Source organism: Xanthomonas sp. CFBP 8445 (assembly GCF_025666235.1).
In the GTDB taxonomy this organism is placed as follows: domain Bacteria; phylum Pseudomonadota; class Gammaproteobacteria; order Xanthomonadales; family Xanthomonadaceae; genus Xanthomonas_A; species Xanthomonas_A indica.
In genome coordinates, this window is record NZ_CP102594.1 from 3439090 (window position 1) to 3461488 (window position 22399).

The following is a 22399-nucleotide window of genomic DNA, read 5'->3' on the forward strand; positions in this document are numbered from 1 at the left end:
CCTCATCCGCCCCTGCGGGGCACCTTCTCCCTCCGGGACAAGGGAAGTGCTAGAGCCCCTCTCCCGTCGGGAGAGGGGTTGGGGCGAGGGTCCGGCCACACGGCATACCCAACCACCAGTCATCCACATCCCGCTAGACGCTCGCCGGCGCCGCGCTCGGACGCGGCATGAAGGGATTCGGATGCGTGGCCAGCAACGCATCGTCGATGGCCGCGGCACGCTGCGCCGCTGGCCGTGCCATGTGCCGCTGCGCGAAGGCGACGAACGCCGGCCGCGCTTCCAGCACGCCGATCCGCGTGTAGAAGCCGAGGAACGCGGCGGCATACAGATCGGCCGCGCTGAAGCGGTCGCCGGCCAGGTGTTCGCGCCCGGCCACGCCCTGCTCCAGCATGTCCAGCAGGTCCTCGCCATGGCCGTAGCCGGCGCTGTGCGCCGGTGCCAGCGCGCCCTGCTGCCTGGCGGTCAGGAACGCCTCGGCCGGTCCGGCCAGCAGGAACAGCCAGCGGTAGTAATCGCCCCGCGCGGACGATCCCGGCGGCGGCGCCAGTTGTCGCTCCGGCACCAGGTCCGCCAGGTAGGCGCAGATCGCCGCGTTCTCGGTGACCGTGGCGGTGCCGTGGACCAGCGCCGGCACCTTGCCCATCGGGTTGACTGCCAGATAGTCCGGCGCCTTCATGCCGGTGCCGTAGTCGAGGATCTGCGCGCGGTACGCCAGGCCGGTTTCTTCGAGCATCCAGCGCGCGATGCGGCCGCGCGACATGGGGTGGGTGTAGAGCACAAGATCGTGGGACATGGTCGAACTCCGTGGTGGACGCCGCGCAGTCTGCGCCGCCCCTGCTGACAGCCGCTGTCAGGAGCCGACGCCGTGTCCGGTGGCGGCGCGCCAGCGCCGGATCAGCAAATGCCTGCGGTCCGGATAGCGCGCGCCGTCGTCGCGCAGCGCCAGCACCCGGTCGGCACGGAAATGGCGAAAGTCGCCGCGCAGCTCGCACCACGCCGCGATCATGCCGAAGCCGCCCAGGAAAGCCATCGCGAACGGCCAGATGCGCCGCTGCGAGGCAACCCCCTCGGCGTCGGCATAATCCATGTGCAGCACGTGCTCCAGGCGGATGCCGCGGCGCAGGACCGGCAGCCATGGCGCCGCCGGCTGCGCAGGCGTGGCCGCGGGCACCAGCAGCCCGCTGGTCTCCAGCGCCAGCCGCAACGGCGCCGGCAGCGACGCCCCGATCCGGGCGATGGCGCGCTGCGCCGCCTGCGCCAGTTCCGGATCGGCCTGGCTCGCCACCCAGCGCGCGCCCAGGGTCAGCGCCTCCAGCTCGTCCTCGCTGAAGTTCAACTCCGGCAGCAGGAAACCCGGGCGCAGCACATACCCCACGCCGGGATCGCCGAGGATGTCGGCGCCCTGCCCGCGCAGGCTGGCGATATCGCGGTACAGCGTGCGCAGGCTCACGCCCAGGTCGGCGGCGAGTTGCGCCCCGGCCACGGGGCGGCGGCGCCCGCGCAGGGCGTCGAGCAGGCGCAGCAGACGGGTGGCGCGTTGGGTCATCGCGACAGGATAGTGCCGCACGCACACGCTCGCAGCAGTGCGTCCACGGTGCGCAACCAGCACGAGCCGTCGTGCGCGGACCGTATACTCGACCGCTGCCAGGCGGGAGCGCGGCAGCGGCCGCGCCATCGCGCGTGGACGCGCCCACACAAGGAGAGACCACCGCATGTCGACACGCCGGCCAAGCACCCCGCCCGCGGCCTGCCGCGCCCACACCGACAGGTCCTGAGGAGCGCCGCATGGAGATCTTGGTGTTCGTCATCGGCGCCGTGGTGGGCGCGGTGCTGTCGCGCGTGGTCGGGCATGCGCGTTCGCCGCGGACTTCGGCCGCCCCGCCCGATCCCGCCCCGGCAGGCAGCGTCCCATCCGATGCGCAGGACGCCGACCTCGCCGACACGCCCGAACAGCAGGTGCAGCGCCTGCGCCAGCAGGTGGAAGCGCTGGACGACCAGATCCACAGTCCCGCCGACCTGGCGCGGGTCGCGCAGTTCGAGCAAGGTGCCGCGCTGCTGGCCGGTCCGGCGTTCTCCGACCAGGCCGTGATCGAGGCGCTCGGCAGCCCCGGCTGGGCATTGCCGTCGATGGCAGCCGTGGCGTTGCAGCGCCGTCGTGACAGCGACCTCGACCCGGTGCTGGAACTGTTGCCGCACCTGGGCTCGTATCCGCTCAACTTCGTGCTCGACTACCTGCAGGCGCAACCGGATGCCGACCACCTGCACGTGCTGCTGCGGCAGGCGCGCGACTGGTGGTGGGACTTCGTTCCGTTCCGGCAGCGCCTGCGCGCTTACCTGCACTGGGCCGCGAGCAAGGCGCCGGCGGACCGGGCGGTGGATGTCGACGGCCTGGACGATGCCGCATTGGCCAAGCTGGGCGAGATCCTCGGCCGGTTCAAGGAGCCGGTGCTGGAACCCTTTCTGCAGCGCCTGCAGGAGGCGCGCGCGCAGCGCCGGGAGCAGCGGGTGCTGGGCGGTTTCGGCCGCGTCGTGGCCGCGGTGCCGCCGCGCCTGCGCTTGCCGCACCCCACGCTGGACGCAGCGCTGCAGCGCGCCTACGACCTGGTGACGGCCGTCCCGCCGCAACCGGTGCTGCTGGTCGGCAAACACGGCGTGGGCAAGAGCGTGCTGATCGACCTGCTGAGCGAACGCCTGCTGGCAGAAGGCTGGCGGGTGTTCGAGGCGACCGCGGCAGAGATCCTCGCCGGGCAGAGCTACATCGGCGAGCTGGAGGGCCGCATCCGCGAAATGCTGGCGGTCCTGCACCGCGAGCGCGCGCTGTGGCGCGCGCCGGACTTCTACGACCTGCTACACAAGGGCGCGCATGCACGCGACCCGAGGGGCATCCTCGACCTGGTGATGCCGGCGCTGGAGCGCGGCGAATTGCGCCTGATCGGCGAGATCACGCCACAACAGCTGGCACAGCTGCAGGTGGCACGGCCGACGACGCGGTCGCGCTTCGAGGTGGTGACGCTGGCGCCGGCGGCACCCGCCGCACTGGCCCAGATCGGTGCGCAGTGGGCGCAGGCGCAGCAGCAGACGCTGCAGGCGGAAGTGATCGACGCGCACACCCTCGCCGAGGCCGAGCGCATGGCCGCGCAGTATTTCCCCGAGCAGCACGAGCCGGGTCGGCTGCTGCGGTTGTTGGAGGAAACCCTGCAGGCGGCCACCAGCGCCGAGGCGCCGCGCCTGCCGCTGGACGACGAAGCCCTGCTGCAGGCCGTGTCGCGGCGCAGCGGCCTGCCGCTGGACGTGATCGACGATCGCCAGCGACTGGATCTGGATGCGCTGCGCCACTTCTTCCGCCAGCGCGTGCTCGGCCAGGACGAGGCGGTGGAGACCCTGCTCGACCGCATCGCCATGCTCAAGGCCGGCCTGATCGACAGCCGTCGTCCGATCGGCGTGTTCCTGTTCGCCGGCCCGACCGGCACCGGCAAGACCGAGCTGGCCAAGGCGCTGGGCGAACTCCTGTTCGGCACCCCCGAGCGCCTGCTGCGCCTGGACATGAGCGAGTTCCAGGGCGAGGACGCGTTGTACCGGCTGACCGGCGACGACAGCGCCGGGCAACGCACGCTGATCGCGCGCATCCGCGAACAACCGTTCTCGGTGGTGTTGCTGGACGAGTTCGAGAAGGCCCACCCCAAGGTCTGGGACCTGTTCCTGCAGGTCTTCGACGACGCCCGCCTGAGCGACCGCAACGGCAATACCGCGGACTTCCGCCACAGCATCATCATCCTCACCAGCAACGTCGGCGCCACGCTCGCCCGCGCCGCCGGCCCCGGCTTCGCCACGGTGGCCGGCGGCTACTCGCGCAGAGCGGTGGAAAAGGCGGTGTACGAGACGTTCCGCCGCGAGTTCGTGAACCGGCTCGATCGTCTGGTGCTGTTCAACCCGCTGGACCGCGCGCTGATGCGCGAGATCCTGCACAAGGAACTGGATCGCACGCTGACCCGGCGCGGCCTGCGCAATCGCGCCTGGGCGGTGGAATGGGAACCGTCGGCGATCGAGTTCCTGCTCGACCGCGGCTTCACCCCGGACCTGGGCGCGCGGCCGCTGCGGCGTGCGATCGAGCAGCATCTGCTCGCCCCCCTGGCGCGCAGCATCGTCGAGCAGACCGCGCCGGAGGGGGACCAGTTCCTGTTCGTGCGCGGCGCCGGCGATCGCCTGGACGTCCGTTTCATCGCCCCGGACGCGCCCGCCGCGGCGCCGGCGCCATCGGCGGCGGGACGCGCGGACGCGCCGCTGGACCTGCGCGACATCGTGTATGCGCCCGTGGCCGACGAGGCAGCGCTGGCGCGGATGGATGCCGCGCTGAGCGCACTGCAGGCACTGCAGGCCAGCGACGCCTGGCAGCAGGCGCGCGATGCCGATTTTGCCAGCATGGGCGAACGCGATTTCTGGTCGCAGCCGGGGCGTTTCCAGGTGCTGGACCGCATCGAACGCCGCGACCGCATCGACAGCGCCCTGAACAGCGCGGTGCGCATGCGCGCGCGGCTGCAGGCGGCACAGTCCGATGGCGGGTTCGTCGGACGCCTGGCGCAATTGCTGTGGCTGCTGCGACTGGCCTGCGATGCGCTGCAGGACCAGCGCGCGCAGGATGCGCTGCTGGACCTGCGCATCGGCGCCAGCGAACTGCACCGCCACGGCGCCGATGCGCGCCAGTGGTGGCAGCGCGTGCTGCAGATGTATCTGGCCTGGGCCGAACAGCGCAACATGCGCGTGGACGTGCTGCGACAGGATCCGGAACAGGGCCACGCGTGGCTGGCCATCGGCGGCTTCGGCGCGCTGGACCTGCTGGAAATGGAGAGCGGCCTGCACGTGCAGGAACAGGACGCCGACGAACCGCCCTTGCGCCGCCTCGCCGTCCAGGTCCGGGTCGCTGCCGACGTGGCCGGACAGCCACGGCGCCCCGCACAGGCCGAGGACGAGTTGCGGGTGTGCCGGCGCTACCGGATCGCGCCGTCGCCGCTGGTACGCGACAGCGTGCGCGGCTGGCGTAGCGGTCGGCTGGAGCGGGTCCTGGGCGGCGATTTCGACGTGATGCCGATCGCCTGAGCGCTGCAGGCACCGCTGCGCCCGGTGCGAGACGGCAGGCGCGGCGTACCCCGTGCCAAAAAGGTCCCCCCCCACGCAACCGGAACGCGGCCCGTCGCTCGGCGGCCGTCGACGACCACGCGCGCGTTACCGCATTGCCATCAAAGCAATAGCCAGTAACTATCGATTGATTAGAAGAATTCGAATTCTATAGATCGCCGCTTCCGCCTATCGTGTCTCCAGTTTCACCGTACCGCCGCCGTATGATCGCGGCGTCGCGCCACCCCATATCGTTCCTCCAGATCAAGGCAGCCTCCCATGACCAGCGAATCGAAATGCCCGTTCCACCAGGCTGCCAGCGGCAGCGGCACCAGCAACCGCGACTGGTGGCCCAAGCAGTTGCGCGTGGACCTGCTCAACCAGCATTCGGCCCGCTCCAATCCGCTGGATCCGCAGTTCGATTACGCCAAGGCGTTCAAGCAACTCGATCTCGACGCGCTCAAGCGCGACCTGCACGCACTGATGACCGATTCGCAGGACTGGTGGCCGGCCGACTTCGGCCACTACGGCCCGCTGTTCGTGCGCATGGCCTGGCATAGCGCCGGCACCTACCGCACCGGCGACGGCCGTGGCGGCGGCGGCCGTGGCCAGCAGCGCTTCGCTCCGCTCAACAGCTGGCCGGACAACGTCAGCCTGGACAAGGCCCGGCGCCTGCTGTGGCCGATCAAGCAGAAGTACGGCCAGGCCATCTCCTGGGCCGACCTGCTGATCCTCACCGGCAACGTCGCGCTGGAATCGATGGGCTTCAAGACCTTCGGCTTCGCCGGCGGCCGCGCCGACACCTGGGAGCCGGATCAGGACGTGTACTGGGGCCGCGAGACCAAGTGGCTGGGCGGCGACGAACGCTATTCGCGCGGCTCGCCGGGCGTGGGCGAGGCGCACGGCGTGCTGGTGAAGGACGACGACAGCGAAGTGCAGCACAGCCGCGACCTGGAGAACCCGCTGGCCGCTGTGCAGATGGGCCTGATCTACGTCAATCCGGAAGGCCCGGACGGCAATCCCGATCCGCTGCTGGCAGCCAAGGACATCCGCGACACCTTCGGCCGCATGGCCATGAACGACGAAGAGACCGTGGCGCTGATCGCCGGCGGCCACACCTTCGGCAAGACCCATGGCGCCGGCCCGGCCGACCACGTCGGCGCCGAGCCGGAAGCGTCCGACCTGGAGAGCCAGGGCCTGGGCTGGTCCAACAGCTTCGGCAGCGGCAAGGGCGGCGACACCATCACCAGCGGCCTGGAAGTCACCTGGACCACCAAGCCGGCGCAGTGGACCAACGAGTTCTTCGAGCACCTGTTCAAGTTCGACTGGGAACTGAGCAAGAGCCCGGCCGGCGCGCACCAGTGGGTGGCCAAGAACGCCGAGGCGGTGATTCCGGACGCGCACGATCCGTCGAAGAAGCACCTGCCGACCATGCTCACCACCGACCTGGCGCTGCGCTTCGACCCGGCCTACGAGAAGATCTCGCGTCGCTTCCTGGAGAACCCGCAGCAGTTCGCCGATGCCTTCGCCCGCGCCTGGTTCAAGCTGACCCACCGCGACATGGGCCCGCGTGCGCGCTACCTCGGCCCGGACGTGCCGGCCGAAGAGCTGCTGTGGCAGGACCCGATCCCGGCCGTGGACCACCCGCTGGTCGACGCGCAGGACATCGCCGCGCTCAAGCAGACCCTGCTCGACTCCGGGCTGAGCGTGGCGCAACTGGTGTCCACCGCCTGGGCGTCGGCGTCCACCTTCCGCGGTTCGGACATGCGCGGCGGCGCCAATGGCGCGCGCATCCGCCTGGCCCCGCAGAAGGACTGGGAGGTCAACCAGCCGGCGCAACTGGCACAGGTGCTGGCCACGCTGGAGCGCATCCAGGCGCAGTTCAACGGTGCGCAGCGCGGCGGCAAGAAGATCTCGCTGGCTGACCTGATCGTGCTCGGCGGCGTTGCTGCGGTGGAACGTGCGGCTTCGCTGGCGGGGCAGACCGTCGACGTGCCGTTCGTGCCGGGCCGCATGGATGCGTCGCAGGAACAGACCGACGTGGAGTCGTTCGCGGTGCTGGAACCGATCGCCGACGGCTTCCGCAACTACGCCAGGCGCCGTTACGCGCTGTCGGCCGAGGCGCTGCTGATCGACAAGGCGCAGTTGCTGACCCTGACCGCGCCGGAGATGACCGTGCTGGTCGGCGGCCTGCGCGTGCTCGGCGCCAACAGCGGCCAGTCCGCGCACGGCGTGTTCACCAATCGCCCGGGCGTGCTCAGCAACGACTTCTTCGCCAACCTGCTCGACATGCGCACCGAGTGGAAGGCGACCTCGGAGATGAAGGACGTCTACGAAGGCCGCGACCGCCACAGCGGCGCGGTGAAGTGGACCGGCACCCGTGCCGACCTGGTGTTCGGCTCCAATTCGGTGCTGCGCGCCGTGGCCGAGGTCTACGCCAGCGCCGACGCGCAGGAGAAGTTCGTGCGTGACTTCGTCGCCGCCTGGACCAAGGTGATGCAGTTGGATCGCTTCGACCTGGCCGCCTGACGCCACACCGCTCGCTCCACGACAACGCCCCGTTTGCCGGGGCGTTGTCGTTTCCGTCGATGTCGCCAGTGTCGGTGTCGGTGTCGGCCGCGGTGCATCGAGCGTGAGCCAGAGACGGCAGCGGATCGTTCCGCGGCTGACGGGTTGCGGCTGACGCCGCTCCTACGGCCTAGCCGACCATGCTGAGCACAATCGCACTTGTGGAGGGACTTCAGTCCCGACTGCTGGCCACCCCGGGCATATCGCGCTCGTCGCGACTGACGTCGCTCCCACAGGGACACACCACGTGCCGTCCGCTCGCCGTAGGAGCGGCTTCAGCCGCGACCGCAGCACTACGAAAGCGTCGCCGCACCAACGACCCAGGCGGCGTGCACGCCCCAGCCCACCCGTCACCCCATGCGCGCCGGCCAGCCCCACGGCAACGCACCAGCTCGGCTACAACGCGTCCAGGTCGCCGAGCGCGCGGATCAGGCGGCGGGCGCGCTTGTCGGGTTTGCCGTCAGGGGCCTGGTAGCCGTTGCGCTCGGCGCTGCGCTGCGCGCGCAGTTGCGCGCGGCGTTCGCGCGAGGCCTCGCTCTCCTGGTACAGCGCCTGCGCCACGCTGGCCGGGCCGCGGGTGTCGCTCAGGCCCAACACCTGGATCTCGAACACCTCGTCGCCGCGCTGCACGCGCAACTGTTCGCCCACGCGCACCGCGCGCGAGGACTTGGGCCGCTGCCCGGCCACGTCCACCTTGCCGGTTTCCACCGCCTGCTTGGACAGGCTGCGGGTCTTGAAGAAGCGCGCGGCCCACAGCCAGACATCCAGGCGCACCGCGGCGGCTTGCACGACAGATTCGTTCATTGCGTTGCTCGACATCCACTTGCGTTGGGGTTGCAGGCAGCCAGAGGGCGATGCGGCTCGGAAGCCATCGCGCCGACCAAAGGCATGGGCGGCGCACATGTCTCTTCGCACAGATGGCGATGCCGTCGCGTCAATACAAGCACGGCGCCCGCCATGACCTGTCCGTGCAGGATGAATGGGTTGGCGGGGAAGAATGGGAGAGCAGGCAGCACCCGGCCACGCTGCAGGCGCGCCCGGGCGCGGCTTGCCCAGGTCGATCGTCGCACACCGGTCCGCACGTCGATCCACGCCCGCCCAAGGAGCGCATGACGCGATCTGTGGCGAACGCGCGCCCGCCCTCGGCGCAAGCGCATGACCACGCACGACTCGGGCAGGGCCGGCCGCCGCGCATGGGCGCCCAGGCGTCATGAGGCGGCCAGGGCCCGACCCATGCACGCCTGCTGCACGAACGCTGCAGGCCGCGGTTCGCCCATCGCCCCACTGCCATCGGTCGGTGCTAGTGTGGCCGGCTCACGCTCGATCCCGACCCGCGATGCAAAAGCCCGCCACGCTGACCGAAGGCCCGATTGGCCGCCAGTTGTTGCTGTTCTCGCTGCCGATCCTGGCCGGCAACATCGCGCAGTCGCTCAACGGCTCGGTCAATGCCGTCTGGATCGGCCGCTACCTGGGCGAAGCGGCACTCACCGCGGCGGCCAACGCCAACAGCATCATGTTCTTCCTGATCGGTTCGGTGTTCGGCATCGGCATGGCCGCCACCATCCTGATCGGCCAGGCGATGGGCCGCGGCGACGTGGCCCAGGCGCGACGGGTGATGGGCACCAGCGCCACCTTCTTCATCGGCATCTCGGTGCTGATCGCCGCCGGCGGCTGGTGGCTGGCGCGGCACCTGCTGGCGGCGATGGGCACGCCGGCGGCGTCGCTGCCGCTGGCCGAGGCCTACCTGCGGGTGATCTTTCTGGCGATGCCGCTGCTGTACACCTTTGCGTTCCTGTCGGCGGCGCTGCGCGGCACCGGCGATTCGCGCACGCCGTTCCGCTTCCTGCTGCTGTCGGTGGTGCTGGACATCGGCTTCAACCCGCTGCTGCTGTTCGGGCTGGGCCCGTTCCCCAAGCTGGGCATCGCCGGGGCGGCCTGGGCCACCTTGATCGCGCAGGCGGTATCGCTGGCCGGGTTGCTGCTGTATCTGCGCCACAAGCGCCACGTGCTGTGGCTGGGCCGCCGCGACGCGCGGCTGTTCCGGCTCGACCTGCCGATCCTGCGCGCGCTGATCGTCAAGGGCGTGCCGATGGGGCTGCAGATGGTGCTGATCTCGCTGGCGATGATCGTGATGATCTCGCTGGTCAACGGCTACGGCACCGACACCTCCGCCGCCTACGGCGCGGCGCTGCAGCTGTGGGCCTACCTGCAGATGCCGGCGATGGCGATCGGCGCGGCCTGTTCGTCGATGGCCGCGCAGAACGTCGGCGCGCAGCGCTGGGACCGGGTCGCGGCGACCGCGCGCAAGGGCGTGCTGTTCAACTTCCTGCTGACCGGCGCGCTGATCGCACCGTTGATCCTGTTCGACCGCTGGACCCTGGCGCTGTTCCTGCCGCCGCACAGCGCGGCGCTGGAGATCGCGCGCCATCTCAACCACATCGCGGTGTGGTCGTTCCTGTTCTTCGGCGTCACCTTCGTGATCTCCGGCGTGGTCCGCGCCACCGGCGCGGTGATCCCGCCGCTGCTGATCCTGGCGCTGTCGCTGTGGGGCATCCGCGTGCCGTTCGCGCAATTGCTGCAGCCGCAGCTGGGCGTGGACGCGGTGTGGTGGAGCTTCCCGACCAGCGCCACCTGCGCGATGCTGGTGTCGCTGGCGTATTACCGCTGGGGCAACTGGCGCACCGCGCGGATGCTGGCGCCCTCGCGGCCGGAAACCGTGGCGCACCCAGCGGAAGTGCCGGCGCAGCCGCCGGCACCGGTCGCCGACGTGGCGGTGGCGCAGGATCCGGCGCGCTGAGCGCCTGGGCGGCGGCAATGACTTGCCGCCGGATCCCCCATTTGTAGGAGCGGCTTCAGCCGCGACCAGGCCGCCGACCATCGTCAAGAGGGACGCAGGCGCTCGACGGCGAGCGGTTCTGGGAATGCCTGGTCGCGGCTGAAGCCGCTCCTACGAAGGCATCGCGCGCGGCGTCGGTTGAAAACAGCGCTGGGACTGAATGCACCACAGGCCACGGCGCACATGCTGCCATCCCCCAAACGCAAACGGCCGCCCGAAGGCGGCCGTTGCGGCAGCGACCCGAGGGTCGCCGGGGATTACTCGGCCTTGGCGGCAGCCGCAGCGGCCTGGCGCGCGACCTTGGCCTGCGCAGCGGCGGCCAGATCTTCCTTGATGCGGGCGGCCTTGCCTTCCAGGCCACGCAGGTAGTAAAGCTTGCCGGCGCGGACCTTGCCGCGGCGCTTCACTTCGACCGAGTCGATGGTGGCGCTGTGGGTCTGGAACACGCGCTCGACGCCGTAGCCGTGCGAGATCTTGCGCACGGTGAACGAGGAGTTCAGGCCGGCGTTCTTGGTGCCGATCACCACGCCTTCGTAGGCCTGCACGCGCTCGCGGTTGCCTTCCTTCACCTTGACGTTGACGACGACGGTGTCGCCCTGGTTGAACTCCGGCAGCTTGCGCTGGATCTGGGCGGCTTCGAAGTCGGCCAGGATGGTCTTGTTGAGCTTGCTCATGGTGGGCACCGCTTGTGTCTGGTGAGGTGGTCCGGCAGTCGCCGCACGGCGATTGCGCGATATCGGATGGGCCAAGCATGGAACGCACTGGCCGGAAAGCCGGGCATTTTAACCCAGCCCGGCGGCCATGGCTAGGGCCTGGGTGGATTTTCCTGTTCGGCGGCCAGGGCCGCCTCCCGCTCCTGGCGGAATTCCTGCAGCAGGCGGCGGTCGGCCGCACTCAGCGCCGCCTCGTCCAGCAGCTCCGGGCGCCGCAGCCAGGTCCGCCCCAAGGCCTGCATGCGCCGCCAGCGCGCGATCGCGGCATGGTTGCCGGAACGCAGCACCGCCGGCACCTCGCCCAGCGCATGTTCGCGCGGATGGGTGTAGTGCGGGCAGTCGAGCAGGCCGTCCGGCCCCTCGAAACTGTCCTGGGCGGCGGATTCGGCGTCGTTCAGCGCACCCTCCTGCAGCCGGGTCACCGCATCCACCAGCACCGCCGCGGCCAGTTCGCCGCCGGACAGCACGTAGTCGCCGATTGAGATCTCCTCGTCCACCGCGGCGGCCACGAAGCGCTCGTCCACGCCTTCGTAGCGCCCGCACAGCAGCAGCAGCCGCGGCAATGCGGCCAGTTCGCGCGCCTTGGCCTGGGTCAGCGGCCGCCCCTGCGGGCTCAGGTAGATCAGCGGCGCCGGCTGCGGATCGGCCGCGCGCACCGCCTCAAGGCAGGCCTGCAGCGGCTCGATCATCATCACCATGCCGGGGCCGCCGCCGAACGGGCGGTCGTCGACCTTGCGGTAGCCGCCGCTGGCGTAGTCGCGCGGGTTCCAGCCGTGCAGGTCCAGCAATGCCCGCTCCTGCGCACGCCCGACCACGCCGAACCCGGCGCACTGGGCGACGAACTCGGGGAACAGGCTGATGACGTCGATGCGCATGGGGCGGAGATTGGGGAGTCGGGAGTGGGGATTCGCAAAAGCGACAGCGGGGCCAGCGCACGCGCCGGCATCGCTCAAAATTCGGGATCCCAGTCGGCCACGACCAGGTTGGCCTCGAAATCCACCGACTTGATGTAGTCCGGCTGCACGAACGGCACCAGCCGCTCGCGGTCGCCGCGCACCACCAGCACGTCGTTGGCGCCGGTGGAGAACAGGTGCGAGACCCGCCCCAGGGCCACGCCGTCGACGGTGCGCACGTCCAGACCTTCCAGGTCCACCCAGTAGTACTCGTCCGGACGCGGCGGCGGTAGGCTGCTGCGCGCCACGTAGATCTCGGTGCCGCGCAAGGCTTCCACCGCGTCGCGGTCGGTGACCTCGGGCAGCGTGGCGATCAGGTACTTGCCGGATTCGCGGCCGCGCACGCCGGTGAGGCTGCTCTCGCTGCCGTCGGGCTTGCGCACGATCCAGGGCTGATAACGGAAAATGGCGAGGCGCGGCTCGGTCCAGGACTCGAGCTTGGCCTCGCCACGGATGCCGAACGCGCCAAGGACCCGACCGAGCAGGATGCGGCGCTGGCTGTCTTTCATCGGGGCAAACGCAAGGGCCGCGCACTCGGCGCGGCCCGCGGAATCAGGCCGCGGCGGCCTGGTTCTTGGTGGCTTCCTTGTACAGGTTGCGCACCTTGTCGGTCAGCTGCGCGCCATTGGACACCCAATGGTCGACGCGGGCCAGGTCCAGCACCACGCGCGGCTCGGCGCCCTGGGCGACCGGGTTGTAGTAACCGACGCGTTCGATGTTGCGGCCGTCGCGCGCGCTGCGCACGTCGGTGACGATGATGTGGTAGAAGGGGCGCTTCTTGGCGCCGCCACGGGTAAGGCGGATCTTGACCATGGTGAGTTTCCGGTGTTGCCCAGTCGCCAGGATGGCGCGGTGAACCGACGATTATAGCCACCGTCCCCGCCGCTGCCAAGTCGTTGCCGCTGACGCGGCAAGGGATTGGGGATCCGGGATTGGGGATTCGCCAGAAGCGGTGCCGATGGCGGCGAGATGCCTCTTGTGCCGCCTAGATCGCCTGCCAGGGCTGGGTGCGCAGCGCTTGCTCCAGCAGGGCCAGCAACTCCTCGGCCGGGCGCAGCGCGCGCCCGTCCACCGCCGCCACCGCCTGCTGCCCGCGGGCGTTGCAGGTGAAGGCGGCCACGTCCGCCCCGAGTTCCTGCAGCGACAGCGGCCGTTCGCGCTGCGCCACACCCAGCTGGGCCAGGCCCGCCTGCAGCAACCGCTGCTGGGTGCCGTGCAGCGCCGGCGCCTGCGGCCAGTGCAGGCAGGCGCCGTCCCACAGCCCCAGGTTCCAGGTCGGCCCCTCGGCCACCTGCCCCTGTGCGTCGACGAACAGCGCATCGTCGGCGCCGGCCTGCAGTGCCAGGCGGCGCTGCTGGAATGCGCCGAACGTGCCGACGTGCTTGAACTGCGGCGCCTCGCGCGCGAACACGCTGCTGCGCAGGCGCAGCGGTGCCGCCTCGGCCTGCGCCGGTTCCGCCAGCGACACCAGCAGTTCCACCGCGCAGTCGTCGGCGGCCCGGCGCAACGAGAAGGCCGGCGCGACCACCGTGATGCGCAGCGACGCATCGCCACTGCCGAACGCGGCCAGCGCCGCCCGCAGTGCGTCGCACACGCGATCGGCCGGCAACGCGTTGCCGAACAGCGCCGCGTTGGCCTGCTGCAGCCGCTGCAGATGCAGGTCGAGCCCGCGTACGCCGCCGCCGCGGACCTGCATGGTGCTGAAATGCCCATAGTTCACCAGGGCGGCCGCGGCCAGCAACTCGGCCGGCGCAGGCTGCCCGTGGTGAAAAACCTGTGCGTTCACGACAAGGCCTGCGCCTGTGCCCACCAGCGCGCCAGCAGCGCCGCGGCCGGCTCGGCCGGCGCCATCCATGCCGACTGCCCCGCCCAGGCCTGCATTGCTGCGAGGCGGTCGGCGCGCTGCGCGGCCTGGCGCATCGGCGCGGTCAGCCCTCGCTGTACCGGGTACGGCCGCGGCGGCGGTGCGTCCGGCGCGGCGGCGGCACGCACGTAGTCGGTGACCAGCGCCCGGCCCAGGCGCCCGGAGAAGGCGCGGGTCAGCGTGGTCTGCTCGGGTTCGGCCTGGGCCAACGCGGCCGCCCAGGCCGGCGCCAGCGCTGCCTCGGGGGTACGCAGGAAGGCGGTGCCGATCTGCACCGCGCTCGCGCCCAGGGCCAGCGCGGCGGCGATGCCGCGGCCGTCGCCGATGCCGCCGGCAGCGATCACCGGGATCTGCAGGCGATCGGCCAGCCGCGGCAGCAGCGCGAACAGCCCGGTCAGCTGCCGCTCGGCACGGTCTGCGGCGAAGGCGCCACGGTGGCCGCCGGCCTCGGCGCCCTGCGCGACCACCGCATCGGCGCCGGCGGCCTGCGCGGCCAGCGCCTCGTCCAGGGTGGTGGCGCAGGCGAACCAGGCGATCCCCGCCTGCTGCAGGCGCTGCACCTGGTCCGGCCGGAACAGGCCCATGATCGAGGAGGCCACCGCCGGGCGCGCTGCGAGCAAGGCCTCGAACTGGGCGTCGAAATCAGCCGGCGCCGCATCGCCGGCGGCGGCCTCGACCGGCGGCCCCCAGGCAGCGAGAAAGGCGCGCACTTCGGCCTCGGCGGCGGCGTCGCGCACGGGCGGCGGATCCGGCGCCCACAGGTTGACTTGCGCCGGCCCACCACCGGCGGCGCGGAACGCGTCCATCCACGCTCCGATGTCCTGCGGCGCGGACAGCACCGCGCCCATCGCGCCCATGCCGCCGGCCGCGGCGACCGCGGCCGACAGCGGCACCGGGCAGGCGCCGGCCATGGGGCTGAGCAGGATCGGCAGGCGCAGGCCGAAGCGCTCGCAGAACTGCAGCGCCCGCGCCTGCGCCGCTGATCCCGGGCGTGGCGACGGCGCCATCTCAGCCGGCCTGCTGCAACAACTGCACGATGCGCGGCCAGCCCATGTGCTGCGCCAGCTCCAGCGCCGTCCGTCCCTGCGGCGTGCGCAGCGACGGGTCGGCGCCATGCTGCAGCAGCAACGCCACCGGCTGGTAGTTGCCGGCCAGCGCGTCGCGCTGCAACAGCGTCCAGCCCTGCCCGTCACGCGCATGCACCGCCTCGGGGTGGCTGCGCAGATTCTCGTCGATGCGCGGCGCGATGTTCTCGCTCATCGGGTGCTCGCGCAGCGACAGTTCGGCAGCCGCGTCGGCGGCGGCGCTGTCGTCCGTCGCCTGCGCTGGCGACGGCACCAGCTGCACCTGCCCGGGCGGACCGAATTCCAGTCCCCAGGCCGCGTCGTGTTCTGCGCGCTCGTCGGCCGCCATCTCGCGCCGCTGCGCGTCGATGGTGTAGCCGCCATAGACCTTGCCGCCGATCACGTACATCCAGTCCTCCAGTTCGGCGAACGGCAATGTCACCTCGGCTCCGGCCTGCAGCGACGCGATGTCGTGCGGATCGTTGAGCAGCGTGCCGGAGACGGTCTCGCCATCGAACTGCACGTCGCCGACCCACATGTGTTCGAACGGCGGCGCCTCGGGATCGCCGGCATCGGTCGCGAATGCGAACTTCACCGCCGCCATTTCCAGCCCCGGCACGATACGCCGGTACTCCCAGGACAGTTCGCGCCAGAAGAACTTGAACGTCCCGCGCGCGGCGATGTAGGCCGCCTGCATCGCGGCGTCCTCGTCGCCGGTGAAATACATCGAATGTTCGCTCATCGCAGTGATGTCCCTTTCAAAAAAAATCCACGGTCCGACGGCAACGCCGCCGTCCAGGTAATGCCTCGCGCGGCTCGCCCGACGGACGCGCTCAGCGGAACGGCAGGCCGCCGCGACCGCCCATGCCGCCGAGCATGCCCTTCATGCCGCGCATCAGGCCCTTCATGCCGCCGCCGGCCATCTTGCTCATCATCTTTTCCATCTGCTGATACTGCTTCATCAGCTTGTTGACGTCGGCCGGCTGGGTACCGGAGCCGCGGGCGATGCGCGCGCGGCGCGAGCCGTTGAGCAAGCCCGGGTTGCGCCGCTCCTTCTTGGTCATCGAACCGATGATGGCGATCATCCGCGGCACGTCCTTGTTGCCGGCGACCTGCTGCTTGAGATGGTCGGGGATCTGGCCCATGCCCGGCAGCTTGTCCATCAGCCCGGACAGGCCGCCCATGTTCTGCATCTGCTCGAGCTGGTCGCGCATGTCGTTGAGGTCGAATTTCTTGCCCTTGGCGACCTTCTCGGCCAGCTTCTGCGCCTTGTCCTTGTCGACCTGGTGCTCGACCTGCTCGACCAGCGACAGCACGTCGCCCATGTCGAGGATGCGGCTGGCCAGGCGATCGGGGTGGAACACGTCCAGGCCGTCGGGCTTCTCGCCGACGCCGATGAACTTGATCGGCTTGCCGGTGATGTAGCGCACGCTCAGCGCGGCGCCGCCACGGGCGTCGCCGTCGGTCTTGGTCAGCACCACGCCGGTCAACGGCAGCGCCTCGCTGAAGGCCTTGGCGGTGTTGGCCGCGTCCTGGCCGGTCATCGCGTCGACCACGAACAGGGTCTCGGCCGGGGTGATCGCCGCGTGCAGCGCCTTGATCTCCTCCATCATCGCCGCGTCGATCGCCAGGCGGCCCGCGGTATCCACCAGCAGCACGTCGACGAAGGACTTGCGCGCGTCGGCGATGGCGGCGCGGACGATGTCCACCGGCTTCTGCGAGGCCTCGGACGGGAAGAACAGCACCCCGACCTGCTCGGCCAGGGTCTTGAGCTGCTCGATCGCGGCCGGACGGTACACGTCGGCCGACACCACCATCACCTTCTTCTTGCGCTTTTCCTTCAGGTGCTTGGCCAGCTTGCCGACCGTGGTGGTCTTGCCCGCGCCCTGCAGGCCGGCCATCAGCACGATCGCCGGCGCCGGCACGTTGAGGTTGAGGTCGCTGGCGGCCGAGCCCATCACCGCGGTCAGCTCGTCGCGCACGACCTTGATCAGCGCTTGGCCCGGGGTCAGGCTCTTGAGCACTTCCTGGCCGACCGCGCGCACCTTGATGCGCTCGATCAGCGCCTGCACCACCGGCAGGGCGACGTCGGCCTCGAGCAGCGCGATGCGCACTTCGCGGGTGGCTTCGCGGATGTTCTCCTCGGTCAGGCGACCGCGGCCGCGCAGGCGCTGCATGGTGCCGGAGAGGCGTTGGGTGAGGGATTCGAACATGCGGGCGGGTCGCGAACGGGAAACGGCCGTCGATTATAGCCGGGCGCGCCGCCGATCCCTGCCGCGGCCGTCACGGCGGCCTGTCCGATATGCGAAACTGCCGCGATGCTCATCACCGTCCTCGCCACCCTGCTGTACCTGGCCGCCACCGGCCTGCTGATCGCCGCGGTGGTGCGCGACCGGGTGGACCGCAGCCGCGCCTGGCTGTGGCCGGCACTGCCGGCGGTGGCGCTGCACGCCGGCTATCACGTGCAGGTCGCCCTGCACACCGCCGGCGGCCCGGACATGCATTTCTTCGCCGCGCTGTCGCTGGTCAGCCTGGGCATGGCGCTGATGACCACGCTGGTCGGCGCCAGCGGGCGCATGGCTGCACTGGGCGTGGTGGTGTTCCCGCTGTCGGCGGCGCTGCTGCTGGCCTACCACGGCTATGGCCACGAGCCGGCGCCGGTGCTGGACTGGCGACTGCAGTTGCATGCCTGGCTGGCGCTGCTGGCCTACGCCACGCTGGGCATCGCCGCCCTGCTGGCGGTGATGCTGTGGCTGCAGGAACGCGCGCTGCGGCGCCGCGACTTCCATCCCTGGCTGCGCGCGCTGCCGCCGCTGACCGCGCTGGAGACGCTGCTGTTCCGCACCATCGTGGTCGGCTTCATCCTGCTGACCCTGACCCTGCTGACCGGGGTGCTGTTCGTGCAGGATTTCCTGGCGCAGCGGCTGGTGCACAAGACCGTGCTCAGCGTGCTGTCGTGGATCGTGTTCGGTGCGCTGCTGTTCGGCCGCTGGCGCTACGGCTGGCGCGGGGTCAAGGCGGTGCACTGGACCCTGGCGGCAATGGTGCTCCTGCTGCTGTCGTTCTTCGGCAGCAAGTTCGTGATCGAACTGGTGCTGGGGCACGCGCAGTAGCCTGACCAGGCTAGCGCGGCGCGTGTTTTTGCAGGAGCGGCTTCAGCCGCGACCGGGCATTCCTGGGAGTGTCCGGTCGCGGCTGAAGCCGCTCCTACGGCATGCCACCCCTCAACCGCCACCCTCGCTCCGCCAGCGCCGCCTCCACCGTCGCCCACGCCGCGTCGCGGCCGACCTCGGCGAACTGGTACACGATGCGATGCCGGTAGACCTCCCCGGGACGCAGGATGCAATCGGGAAAGCCCGGCTGGTTCGGCGCGTCAGGATAGCCCTGCGGCTCCAGGCAGATGCCGCGGCCCAGCGTCGGGTGCTGCCGGTCCAGGCCCTGGCCCTCGTACAGCTGCACGGCCGGCATCGGGCTGGCGATGCGCATGGCCACGCCGCTGTGCGGCGAATACAGCAGCGCGGTGCAATCGTGGCCGTCGGCCAGCACCAGGCAGTGGTCGTAGCCGGCACTGAGCGAGAGCTGCGGATCGGCGGCGATGTCCTTGTCGGCGATGGCGCGCGCCTGGCGGAAATCGAACGGCGTGCCGGCCACCGTGGCGACCTCGCCACGCGGCAGCAGCGCCGCGTCGCGCACCGGCAGGTAGCGATCGGCCGGCACCCGCAGCCACTGTGCCGCGGCGGGCACCGCGGCGTCGCCGGCCAGGTTGAAATAGGGATGATGGGTGAGATTGAGCGGGGTCGGCGCATCGGTGTGCGCGACGAATTCGACGCTCAGGCACCGGCCGTCGACGCGGTAGGTCGCCTCCACCGCGACGTTGCCCGGGTAGCCCTCCTCGCCGGCCGGCGAGTCGTAGCGCAACTGCAGCGTGCGCGCGGTCTGCGCCAGCACCGTCCACACCCGGCGGCCGAAGCCCAGCGCGCCGCCATGCAGGTGATTGGCGCCCTCGTTGGCGGTGACCGCGTAGTGCCGGCCATCGATGGCGAAAGCCGAGCCAGCGATGCGGTTGCCGAAGCGCCCGACCAGCACGCCCAGGTAGGCCGGATCCTGCAGATAGTCCTGCAGCGTCGGCAGCCCCAGCACCAGGTCGGTCTCGCCATGCGTGCCGTGTAGGCGCAGGCTGCGCAACAGGCCACCGTAGGTCAGCAGTTCGGCACGCAGGCCGTCGCCGCTGTCCAGGACCACGCGCTGGATGGCAGTACCGTCGGGAAGATGACCGAAGAGCGAGGACATGCAGGGGCCTGGAGTCGGTGTGCGCATGCGCGGGGCCCGCAGCATAACCAGCGATGGCGCGGCACGGCCATCGCCACGCGAGCATCGGCGCTGCGCTGTGCGATAGCGCGCACATTCGCGCGACGCACCCGCTGCGGCACCACGCCGCGCATTGCAATTCCGATATGGCGGCGGCGCATTTGGGCATTGGTCCGCCGTCGGCGTGTCTTTTATGCTCGGGCCGGGGGATGGACAGGGGAACCAGGCACACCGTACCGAGCGGCGCAGACGCGATCGCCCGGATTGCCTCCCTGGACGCGATATCCCCTCAGCGCTACACCGAGGCCGCGTGCCGGCCGTCACTCCCACGCAGCGCTGGCGACGGCGCGCCTACCCGACAAGGAGTTCCCGATGCGTTCGCCCCGTTTCCTGAAGCAGCGTGCGGTGCGCTGGCGGCGGCTGCCGCTGATCGCCGCGACGCTCGGCCTGGCACTGGCCGCCACGCTGGCGCAGGCCGCCGACGTCGAGGTGCGCGGCACCTTGCGCGCCGACCGCCCTGGCCCCACGGTGTCGCGCCACCTGTTCGGGCAGTTCGCCGAGCACCTCGGCACCGGCATCTACGGCGGCGTCTGGGTCGGCCCGGACTCGAAGATCCCCAACACCCGCGGCTACCGCAACGACGTGGTCGCCGCGCTGAAGGCGCTGGACGTCCCAGACATCCGCTGGCCCGGCGGCTGCTTCGCCGACGAGTACCACTGGCGCGACGGCATCGGCCCGCGCAGCCAGCGCCCGACCAGCGTCAACACCCACTGGGGCGGCGTGGAGGAACCCAACAGCTTCGGCACCCACGAGTTCATGGACTTCACCGAACTGCTCGGCACGCAAGCCTACGTCGCCGGCAACGTCGGCGACGCGGCGCCGGGCGAGATGGCGCAGTGGGTGGAATACATGACCGCGCCCACCCGCTCGACCCTGGCCGAACAGCGCCGCCGCAACGGCCGCCAGGACCCGTGGAAGGTGCCGTTCTTCGGCGTCGGCAACGAGCTGTGGGGCTGCGGCGGCAACATGCGCGCCGAATACGCCGCCGACGTGTTCCGCCGCTACCAGACCTTCATCAAGGCGCCGGCCGACCAGAAGATCATGAAGATCGCGCCCGGCCCCAGCGATGCCGACTATCACTGGACCGAGGTGATGATGCGCGAGGCCACCAAGTTCATGGACGGCCTCAGCCTGCACTACTACACCATCCCCGGCGGCTGGCCGCCGCGCGCCTCCTCCACCAGCTTCGACGAGGCGGCCTGGATCGAGACGCTGTCGCGCACCCTCCTGATGGACGAGCTGATCACCAAGCACAGCGCGATCATGGACAAGTACGACCCGGACAAGAAGGTCGCGCTGGTGGTCGACGAATGGGGCACCTGGTACAAGGGCCTGCCCGACGTGAACCCGGGCTTCCTGCGCCAGCAGAACACCTTGCGCGACGCACTGGTGGCCTCGCTCAACCTGGATATCTTCGCCCAGCATGCCGACCGCGTGCGCATGGCCAACATCGCGCAGATGGTCAACGTGCTGCAGGCGATGATCCTCACCGACGGCGACAAGATGCTGCTCACGCCGACCTATCACGTCTTCATGCTGTACAAGCCGTACCAGGACGCGACCGCGCTGCCGCTGCAGATCGGCACGCCGGACTACCGGCATGCCGGCTACACGGTGCCGGCGGTGCACGGCTCGGCGGTGCGGGCCAAGGACGGGCACGTCTACGTGGCGCTGACCAATCTGGCCCCCAACCGCAGCGCCAACGTCGCGGTCCAGGTCGACGGCGTGCAGGCGCGCGGCGTCAGCGGCCAGATCCTGACCGCCCCGACCATCGACGCGCTCAACACCTTCGCCCAGCCGCAGGCGGTGCGCCCGGCCGCGTTCGACGGCGCCCACGTGCGCGGCGATACGTTGCAGGTGGCGCTGCCGGCCAAGGCGATCGTGATGCTGAAGCTGCAGTAGTCGCAGGCTACTGTCGCGCCCTCCCCCTGCTGCGTCGCGCAGCAGACCCTGGATGCATGCCACGACGCACACGTGGTGCGCGCTCCTGGCCCCTCTCCCCCCGGGAGAGGGGTTGGGGTGAGGGTCGGTCGCGCCGCACATCCATTCCAGCCCAAGCCGCCGCTCGAAGGCGCACGCGAGGGAGAGCTACGTGCCAGCGCATCCCTCACCTCCCCGCCAGTGAGGGCGAACTGCTCACATGCGCACGGCGCACTCGCCCCGCTCCCACCAGAGGGCTGGAGTCCTGGGCGGCGCGACCTCCTCCGCGCTAGTCCTCCGGATCAGTCAGCAACGCGAACAGCGACTGACCGTCCGGTGCGACCAGGTCACTGACCGCCCAGCAACCGTTGCCGCGGCGCTGCAACTCGATCTTGACCGAGCACGCCCGCGCCGCGCGGCCGCCGAGCGCGAGCCGGTAGTCCATGCGCACCTCCACCACGGTGGCCTGCGAACCGCCCGAGACCAGGGTGAAGGACGGCGCGCCCTGGATCTCGCCGTCCTGCGCGCTGGTCCACGGATCGAAGTCCAGCCGGCACACACCCTCGCGCGCGGCGCAGCGCTGGTCGGCCTGCAACGCGTGCGCGAAGGCCGGCGTCAGCAAGCCGTCCAGGTTCTGCGGCTGCCAGTAGAAATCGCGCGCCTTGTACAGGCGTTCGGCCATCTGCAGCGGCGTCGCACATGCCGGCGGCTGCGCCGCGGCGAGCGCCGGCGGCAGGGCAAGCAGAGTCAGGAGGGCAAGACGGCGATGCATGGGCGGCTCCGGCGATCGGGGCCGGCTATGAAGCCCGGTTCGCGACGCGGACGCAAGCACTGGGCATACGCGTGGCGAACAAAACGGTCGCGCGCCGTCACCAAGTGGGCGCGGACACTGCACAGGAACCGCAGTGGACACGTGATCCGTGAGGATCGCCAGCGCCGTCCACGCCCGCTTGGCGACCGCGTCGCGGTGTTGCTTGCCGCGCAAAAAAGAGGAGCCGGCG

At 70.6% G+C, this 22399-nt stretch carries 18 protein-coding genes; 5 read left to right on the top strand and 13 right to left on the bottom strand.

Annotated features, from left to right (window positions below; all coding sequences use genetic code 11):
* Positions 1 to 133: 133 nt before the first annotated feature.
* Positions 134 to 793: a glutathione S-transferase family protein gene (locus tag NUG21_RS14620; RefSeq protein WP_263391252.1), complete on the bottom strand. Its 660-nt coding sequence runs from the start codon at positions 791 to 793 to the stop codon at positions 134 to 136.
* A gap of 57 nt (positions 794 to 850) precedes the next feature.
* Positions 851 to 1546: a helix-turn-helix transcriptional regulator gene (locus NUG21_RS14625; protein WP_160948320.1), complete on the bottom strand. Its 696-nt coding sequence runs from the start codon at positions 1544 to 1546 to the stop codon at positions 851 to 853.
* A gap of 239 nt (positions 1547 to 1785) precedes the next feature.
* Between NUG21_RS14625 and NUG21_RS14630 the strand changes: the two genes are divergently transcribed.
* Positions 1786 to 5094 (top strand): AAA family ATPase, encoded by a 3309-nt coding sequence (locus NUG21_RS14630; RefSeq protein WP_263391253.1) that lies wholly within the window; start codon positions 1786 to 1788, stop codon positions 5092 to 5094.
* Between the two features lie 297 nt (positions 5095 to 5391).
* Positions 5392 to 7641, top strand: a complete 2250-nt coding sequence (gene katG, locus NUG21_RS14635; RefSeq protein WP_263391254.1) for a catalase/peroxidase HPI — start codon at positions 5392 to 5394, stop codon at positions 7639 to 7641.
* A 435-nt stretch (positions 7642 to 8076) separates the two neighbouring features.
* Here the strand turns inward: katG and NUG21_RS14640 are convergent, their stop codons facing one another.
* On the bottom strand, positions 8077 to 8484 hold the full coding sequence (locus NUG21_RS14640; RefSeq protein WP_160947682.1) for an Hsp15 family ribosome-associated heat shock protein: 408 nt from the start codon (positions 8482 to 8484) through the stop codon (positions 8077 to 8079).
* A gap of 532 nt (positions 8485 to 9016) precedes the next feature.
* On the opposite strand from NUG21_RS14640, the gene NUG21_RS14645 reads away from it, so the two are divergent.
* Positions 9017 to 10477, top strand: a complete 1461-nt coding sequence (locus tag NUG21_RS14645) for an MATE family efflux transporter (protein ID WP_263391255.1) — start codon at positions 9017 to 9019, stop codon at positions 10475 to 10477.
* Positions 10478 to 10773: 296 nt separating this feature from the next.
* On the opposite strand, the gene rplS is transcribed toward NUG21_RS14645, so the two are convergent.
* From rplS to ffh, 8 genes are all read right to left on the bottom strand, one after another.
* On the bottom strand, positions 10774 to 11190 hold the full coding sequence (gene rplS / locus NUG21_RS14650) for a 50S ribosomal protein L19 (RefSeq protein WP_010342237.1): 417 nt from the start codon (positions 11188 to 11190) through the stop codon (positions 10774 to 10776).
* A gap of 131 nt (positions 11191 to 11321) precedes the next feature.
* The gene (gene trmD / locus NUG21_RS14655) at positions 11322 to 12104 is read right to left on the bottom strand and encodes a tRNA (guanosine(37)-N1)-methyltransferase TrmD (protein ID WP_263391256.1); all 783 of its coding nucleotides are present in this window, start codon (positions 12102 to 12104) and stop codon (positions 11322 to 11324) included.
* 74 nt (positions 12105 to 12178) lie between these two features.
* Complete coding sequence (rimM, locus tag NUG21_RS14660; RefSeq protein WP_019797759.1) at positions 12179 to 12691, bottom strand: ribosome maturation factor RimM; 513 nt, start codon at positions 12689 to 12691, stop codon at positions 12179 to 12181.
* 43 nt (positions 12692 to 12734) lie between these two features.
* Entirely contained in the window at positions 12735 to 12995 is a 261-nt protein-coding gene (rpsP, locus tag NUG21_RS14665) for a 30S ribosomal protein S16 (RefSeq protein WP_010342240.1), read from the bottom strand.
* A 172-nt stretch (positions 12996 to 13167) separates the two neighbouring features.
* On the bottom strand, positions 13168 to 13968 hold the full coding sequence (locus NUG21_RS14670) for an aminotransferase class IV (protein ID WP_263391257.1): 801 nt from the start codon (positions 13966 to 13968) through the stop codon (positions 13168 to 13170).
* Positions 13965 to 15053 (bottom strand): NAD(P)H-dependent flavin oxidoreductase, encoded by a 1089-nt coding sequence (locus NUG21_RS14675; protein WP_263391258.1) that lies wholly within the window; start codon positions 15051 to 15053, stop codon positions 13965 to 13967. The genes NUG21_RS14670 and NUG21_RS14675 overlap by 4 nt, the downstream gene beginning before the upstream one ends.
* 1 nt (position 15054) lies before the next feature.
* Positions 15055 to 15852 carry a DUF2314 domain-containing protein gene (locus tag NUG21_RS14680; protein ID WP_242082184.1) on the bottom strand — a complete coding sequence of 266 codons (798 nt, stop codon included), beginning with the start codon at positions 15850 to 15852 and terminating at the stop codon, positions 15055 to 15057.
* A gap of 91 nt (positions 15853 to 15943) precedes the next feature.
* Positions 15944 to 17323: a signal recognition particle protein gene (gene ffh / locus NUG21_RS14685; RefSeq protein WP_160947675.1), complete on the bottom strand. Its 1380-nt coding sequence runs from the start codon at positions 17321 to 17323 to the stop codon at positions 15944 to 15946.
* 105 nt (positions 17324 to 17428) lie between these two features.
* On the opposite strand from ffh, the gene ccsA reads away from it, so the two are divergent.
* On the top strand, positions 17429 to 18223 hold the full coding sequence (gene ccsA, locus NUG21_RS14690; protein WP_160947674.1) for a cytochrome C assembly family protein: 795 nt from the start codon (positions 17429 to 17431) through the stop codon (positions 18221 to 18223).
* Positions 18224 to 18317: 94 nt separating this feature from the next.
* Here ccsA and NUG21_RS14695 read toward each other — a convergent pair whose 3' ends face one another.
* Positions 18318 to 19400 (bottom strand): aldose epimerase family protein, encoded by a 1083-nt coding sequence (locus NUG21_RS14695; protein WP_263391259.1) that lies wholly within the window; start codon positions 19398 to 19400, stop codon positions 18318 to 18320.
* Between the two features lie 390 nt (positions 19401 to 19790).
* Between NUG21_RS14695 and NUG21_RS14700 the strand changes: the two genes are divergently transcribed.
* The gene (locus NUG21_RS14700) at positions 19791 to 21380 is read left to right on the top strand and encodes an alpha-N-arabinofuranosidase (protein ID WP_263391260.1); all 1590 of its coding nucleotides are present in this window, start codon (positions 19791 to 19793) and stop codon (positions 21378 to 21380) included.
* Between the two features lie 307 nt (positions 21381 to 21687).
* On the opposite strand, the gene NUG21_RS14705 is transcribed toward NUG21_RS14700, so the two are convergent.
* Positions 21688 to 22170 carry a hypothetical protein gene (locus NUG21_RS14705; protein WP_019797604.1) on the bottom strand — a complete coding sequence of 161 codons (483 nt, stop codon included), beginning with the start codon at positions 22168 to 22170 and terminating at the stop codon, positions 21688 to 21690.
* Positions 22171 to 22399 lie beyond the last annotated feature (229 nt).

Excerpts from the sequence above, each read along its gene's own strand:
- NUG21_RS14620 (WP_263391252.1), bottom strand. The coding sequence starts at position 793 with ATGTCCCACGATCTTGTGCTCTACACCCACCCCATGTCGCGCGGCCGC.
- NUG21_RS14625 (WP_160948320.1), bottom strand. The coding sequence starts at position 1,546 with ATGACCCAACGCGCCACCCGTCTGCTGCGCCTGCTCGACGCCCTGCGC.
- NUG21_RS14630 (WP_263391253.1), top strand. The coding sequence starts at position 1,786 with ATGGAGATCTTGGTGTTCGTCATCGGCGCCGTGGTGGGCGCGGTGCTG.
- katG (WP_263391254.1), top strand. The coding sequence starts at position 5,392 with ATGACCAGCGAATCGAAATGCCCGTTCCACCAGGCTGCCAGCGGCAGC.
- NUG21_RS14640 (WP_160947682.1), bottom strand. The coding sequence starts at position 8,484 with ATGAACGAATCTGTCGTGCAAGCCGCCGCGGTGCGCCTGGATGTCTGG.
- NUG21_RS14645 (WP_263391255.1), top strand. The coding sequence starts at position 9,017 with ATGCAAAAGCCCGCCACGCTGACCGAAGGCCCGATTGGCCGCCAGTTG.
- rplS (WP_010342237.1), bottom strand. The coding sequence starts at position 11,190 with ATGAGCAAGCTCAACAAGACCATCCTGGCCGACTTCGAAGCCGCCCAG.
- trmD (WP_263391256.1), bottom strand. The coding sequence starts at position 12,104 with ATGCGCATCGACGTCATCAGCCTGTTCCCCGAGTTCGTCGCCCAGTGC.
- rimM (WP_019797759.1), bottom strand. The coding sequence starts at position 12,691 with ATGAAAGACAGCCAGCGCCGCATCCTGCTCGGTCGGGTCCTTGGCGCG.
- rpsP (WP_010342240.1), bottom strand. The coding sequence starts at position 12,995 with ATGGTCAAGATCCGCCTTACCCGTGGCGGCGCCAAGAAGCGCCCCTTC.
- NUG21_RS14675 (WP_263391258.1), bottom strand. The coding sequence starts at position 15,053 with ATGGCGCCGTCGCCACGCCCGGGATCAGCGGCGCAGGCGCGGGCGCTG.
- NUG21_RS14680 (WP_242082184.1), bottom strand. The coding sequence starts at position 15,852 with ATGAGCGAACATTCGATGTATTTCACCGGCGACGAGGACGCCGCGATG.
- ffh (WP_160947675.1), bottom strand. The coding sequence starts at position 17,323 with ATGTTCGAATCCCTCACCCAACGCCTCTCCGGCACCATGCAGCGCCTG.
- ccsA (WP_160947674.1), top strand. The coding sequence starts at position 17,429 with ATGCTCATCACCGTCCTCGCCACCCTGCTGTACCTGGCCGCCACCGGC.
- NUG21_RS14695 (WP_263391259.1), bottom strand. The coding sequence starts at position 19,400 with ATGTCCTCGCTCTTCGGTCATCTTCCCGACGGTACTGCCATCCAGCGC.
- NUG21_RS14700 (WP_263391260.1), top strand. The coding sequence starts at position 19,791 with ATGCGTTCGCCCCGTTTCCTGAAGCAGCGTGCGGTGCGCTGGCGGCGG.
- NUG21_RS14705 (WP_019797604.1), bottom strand. The coding sequence starts at position 22,170 with ATGCATCGCCGTCTTGCCCTCCTGACTCTGCTTGCCCTGCCGCCGGCG.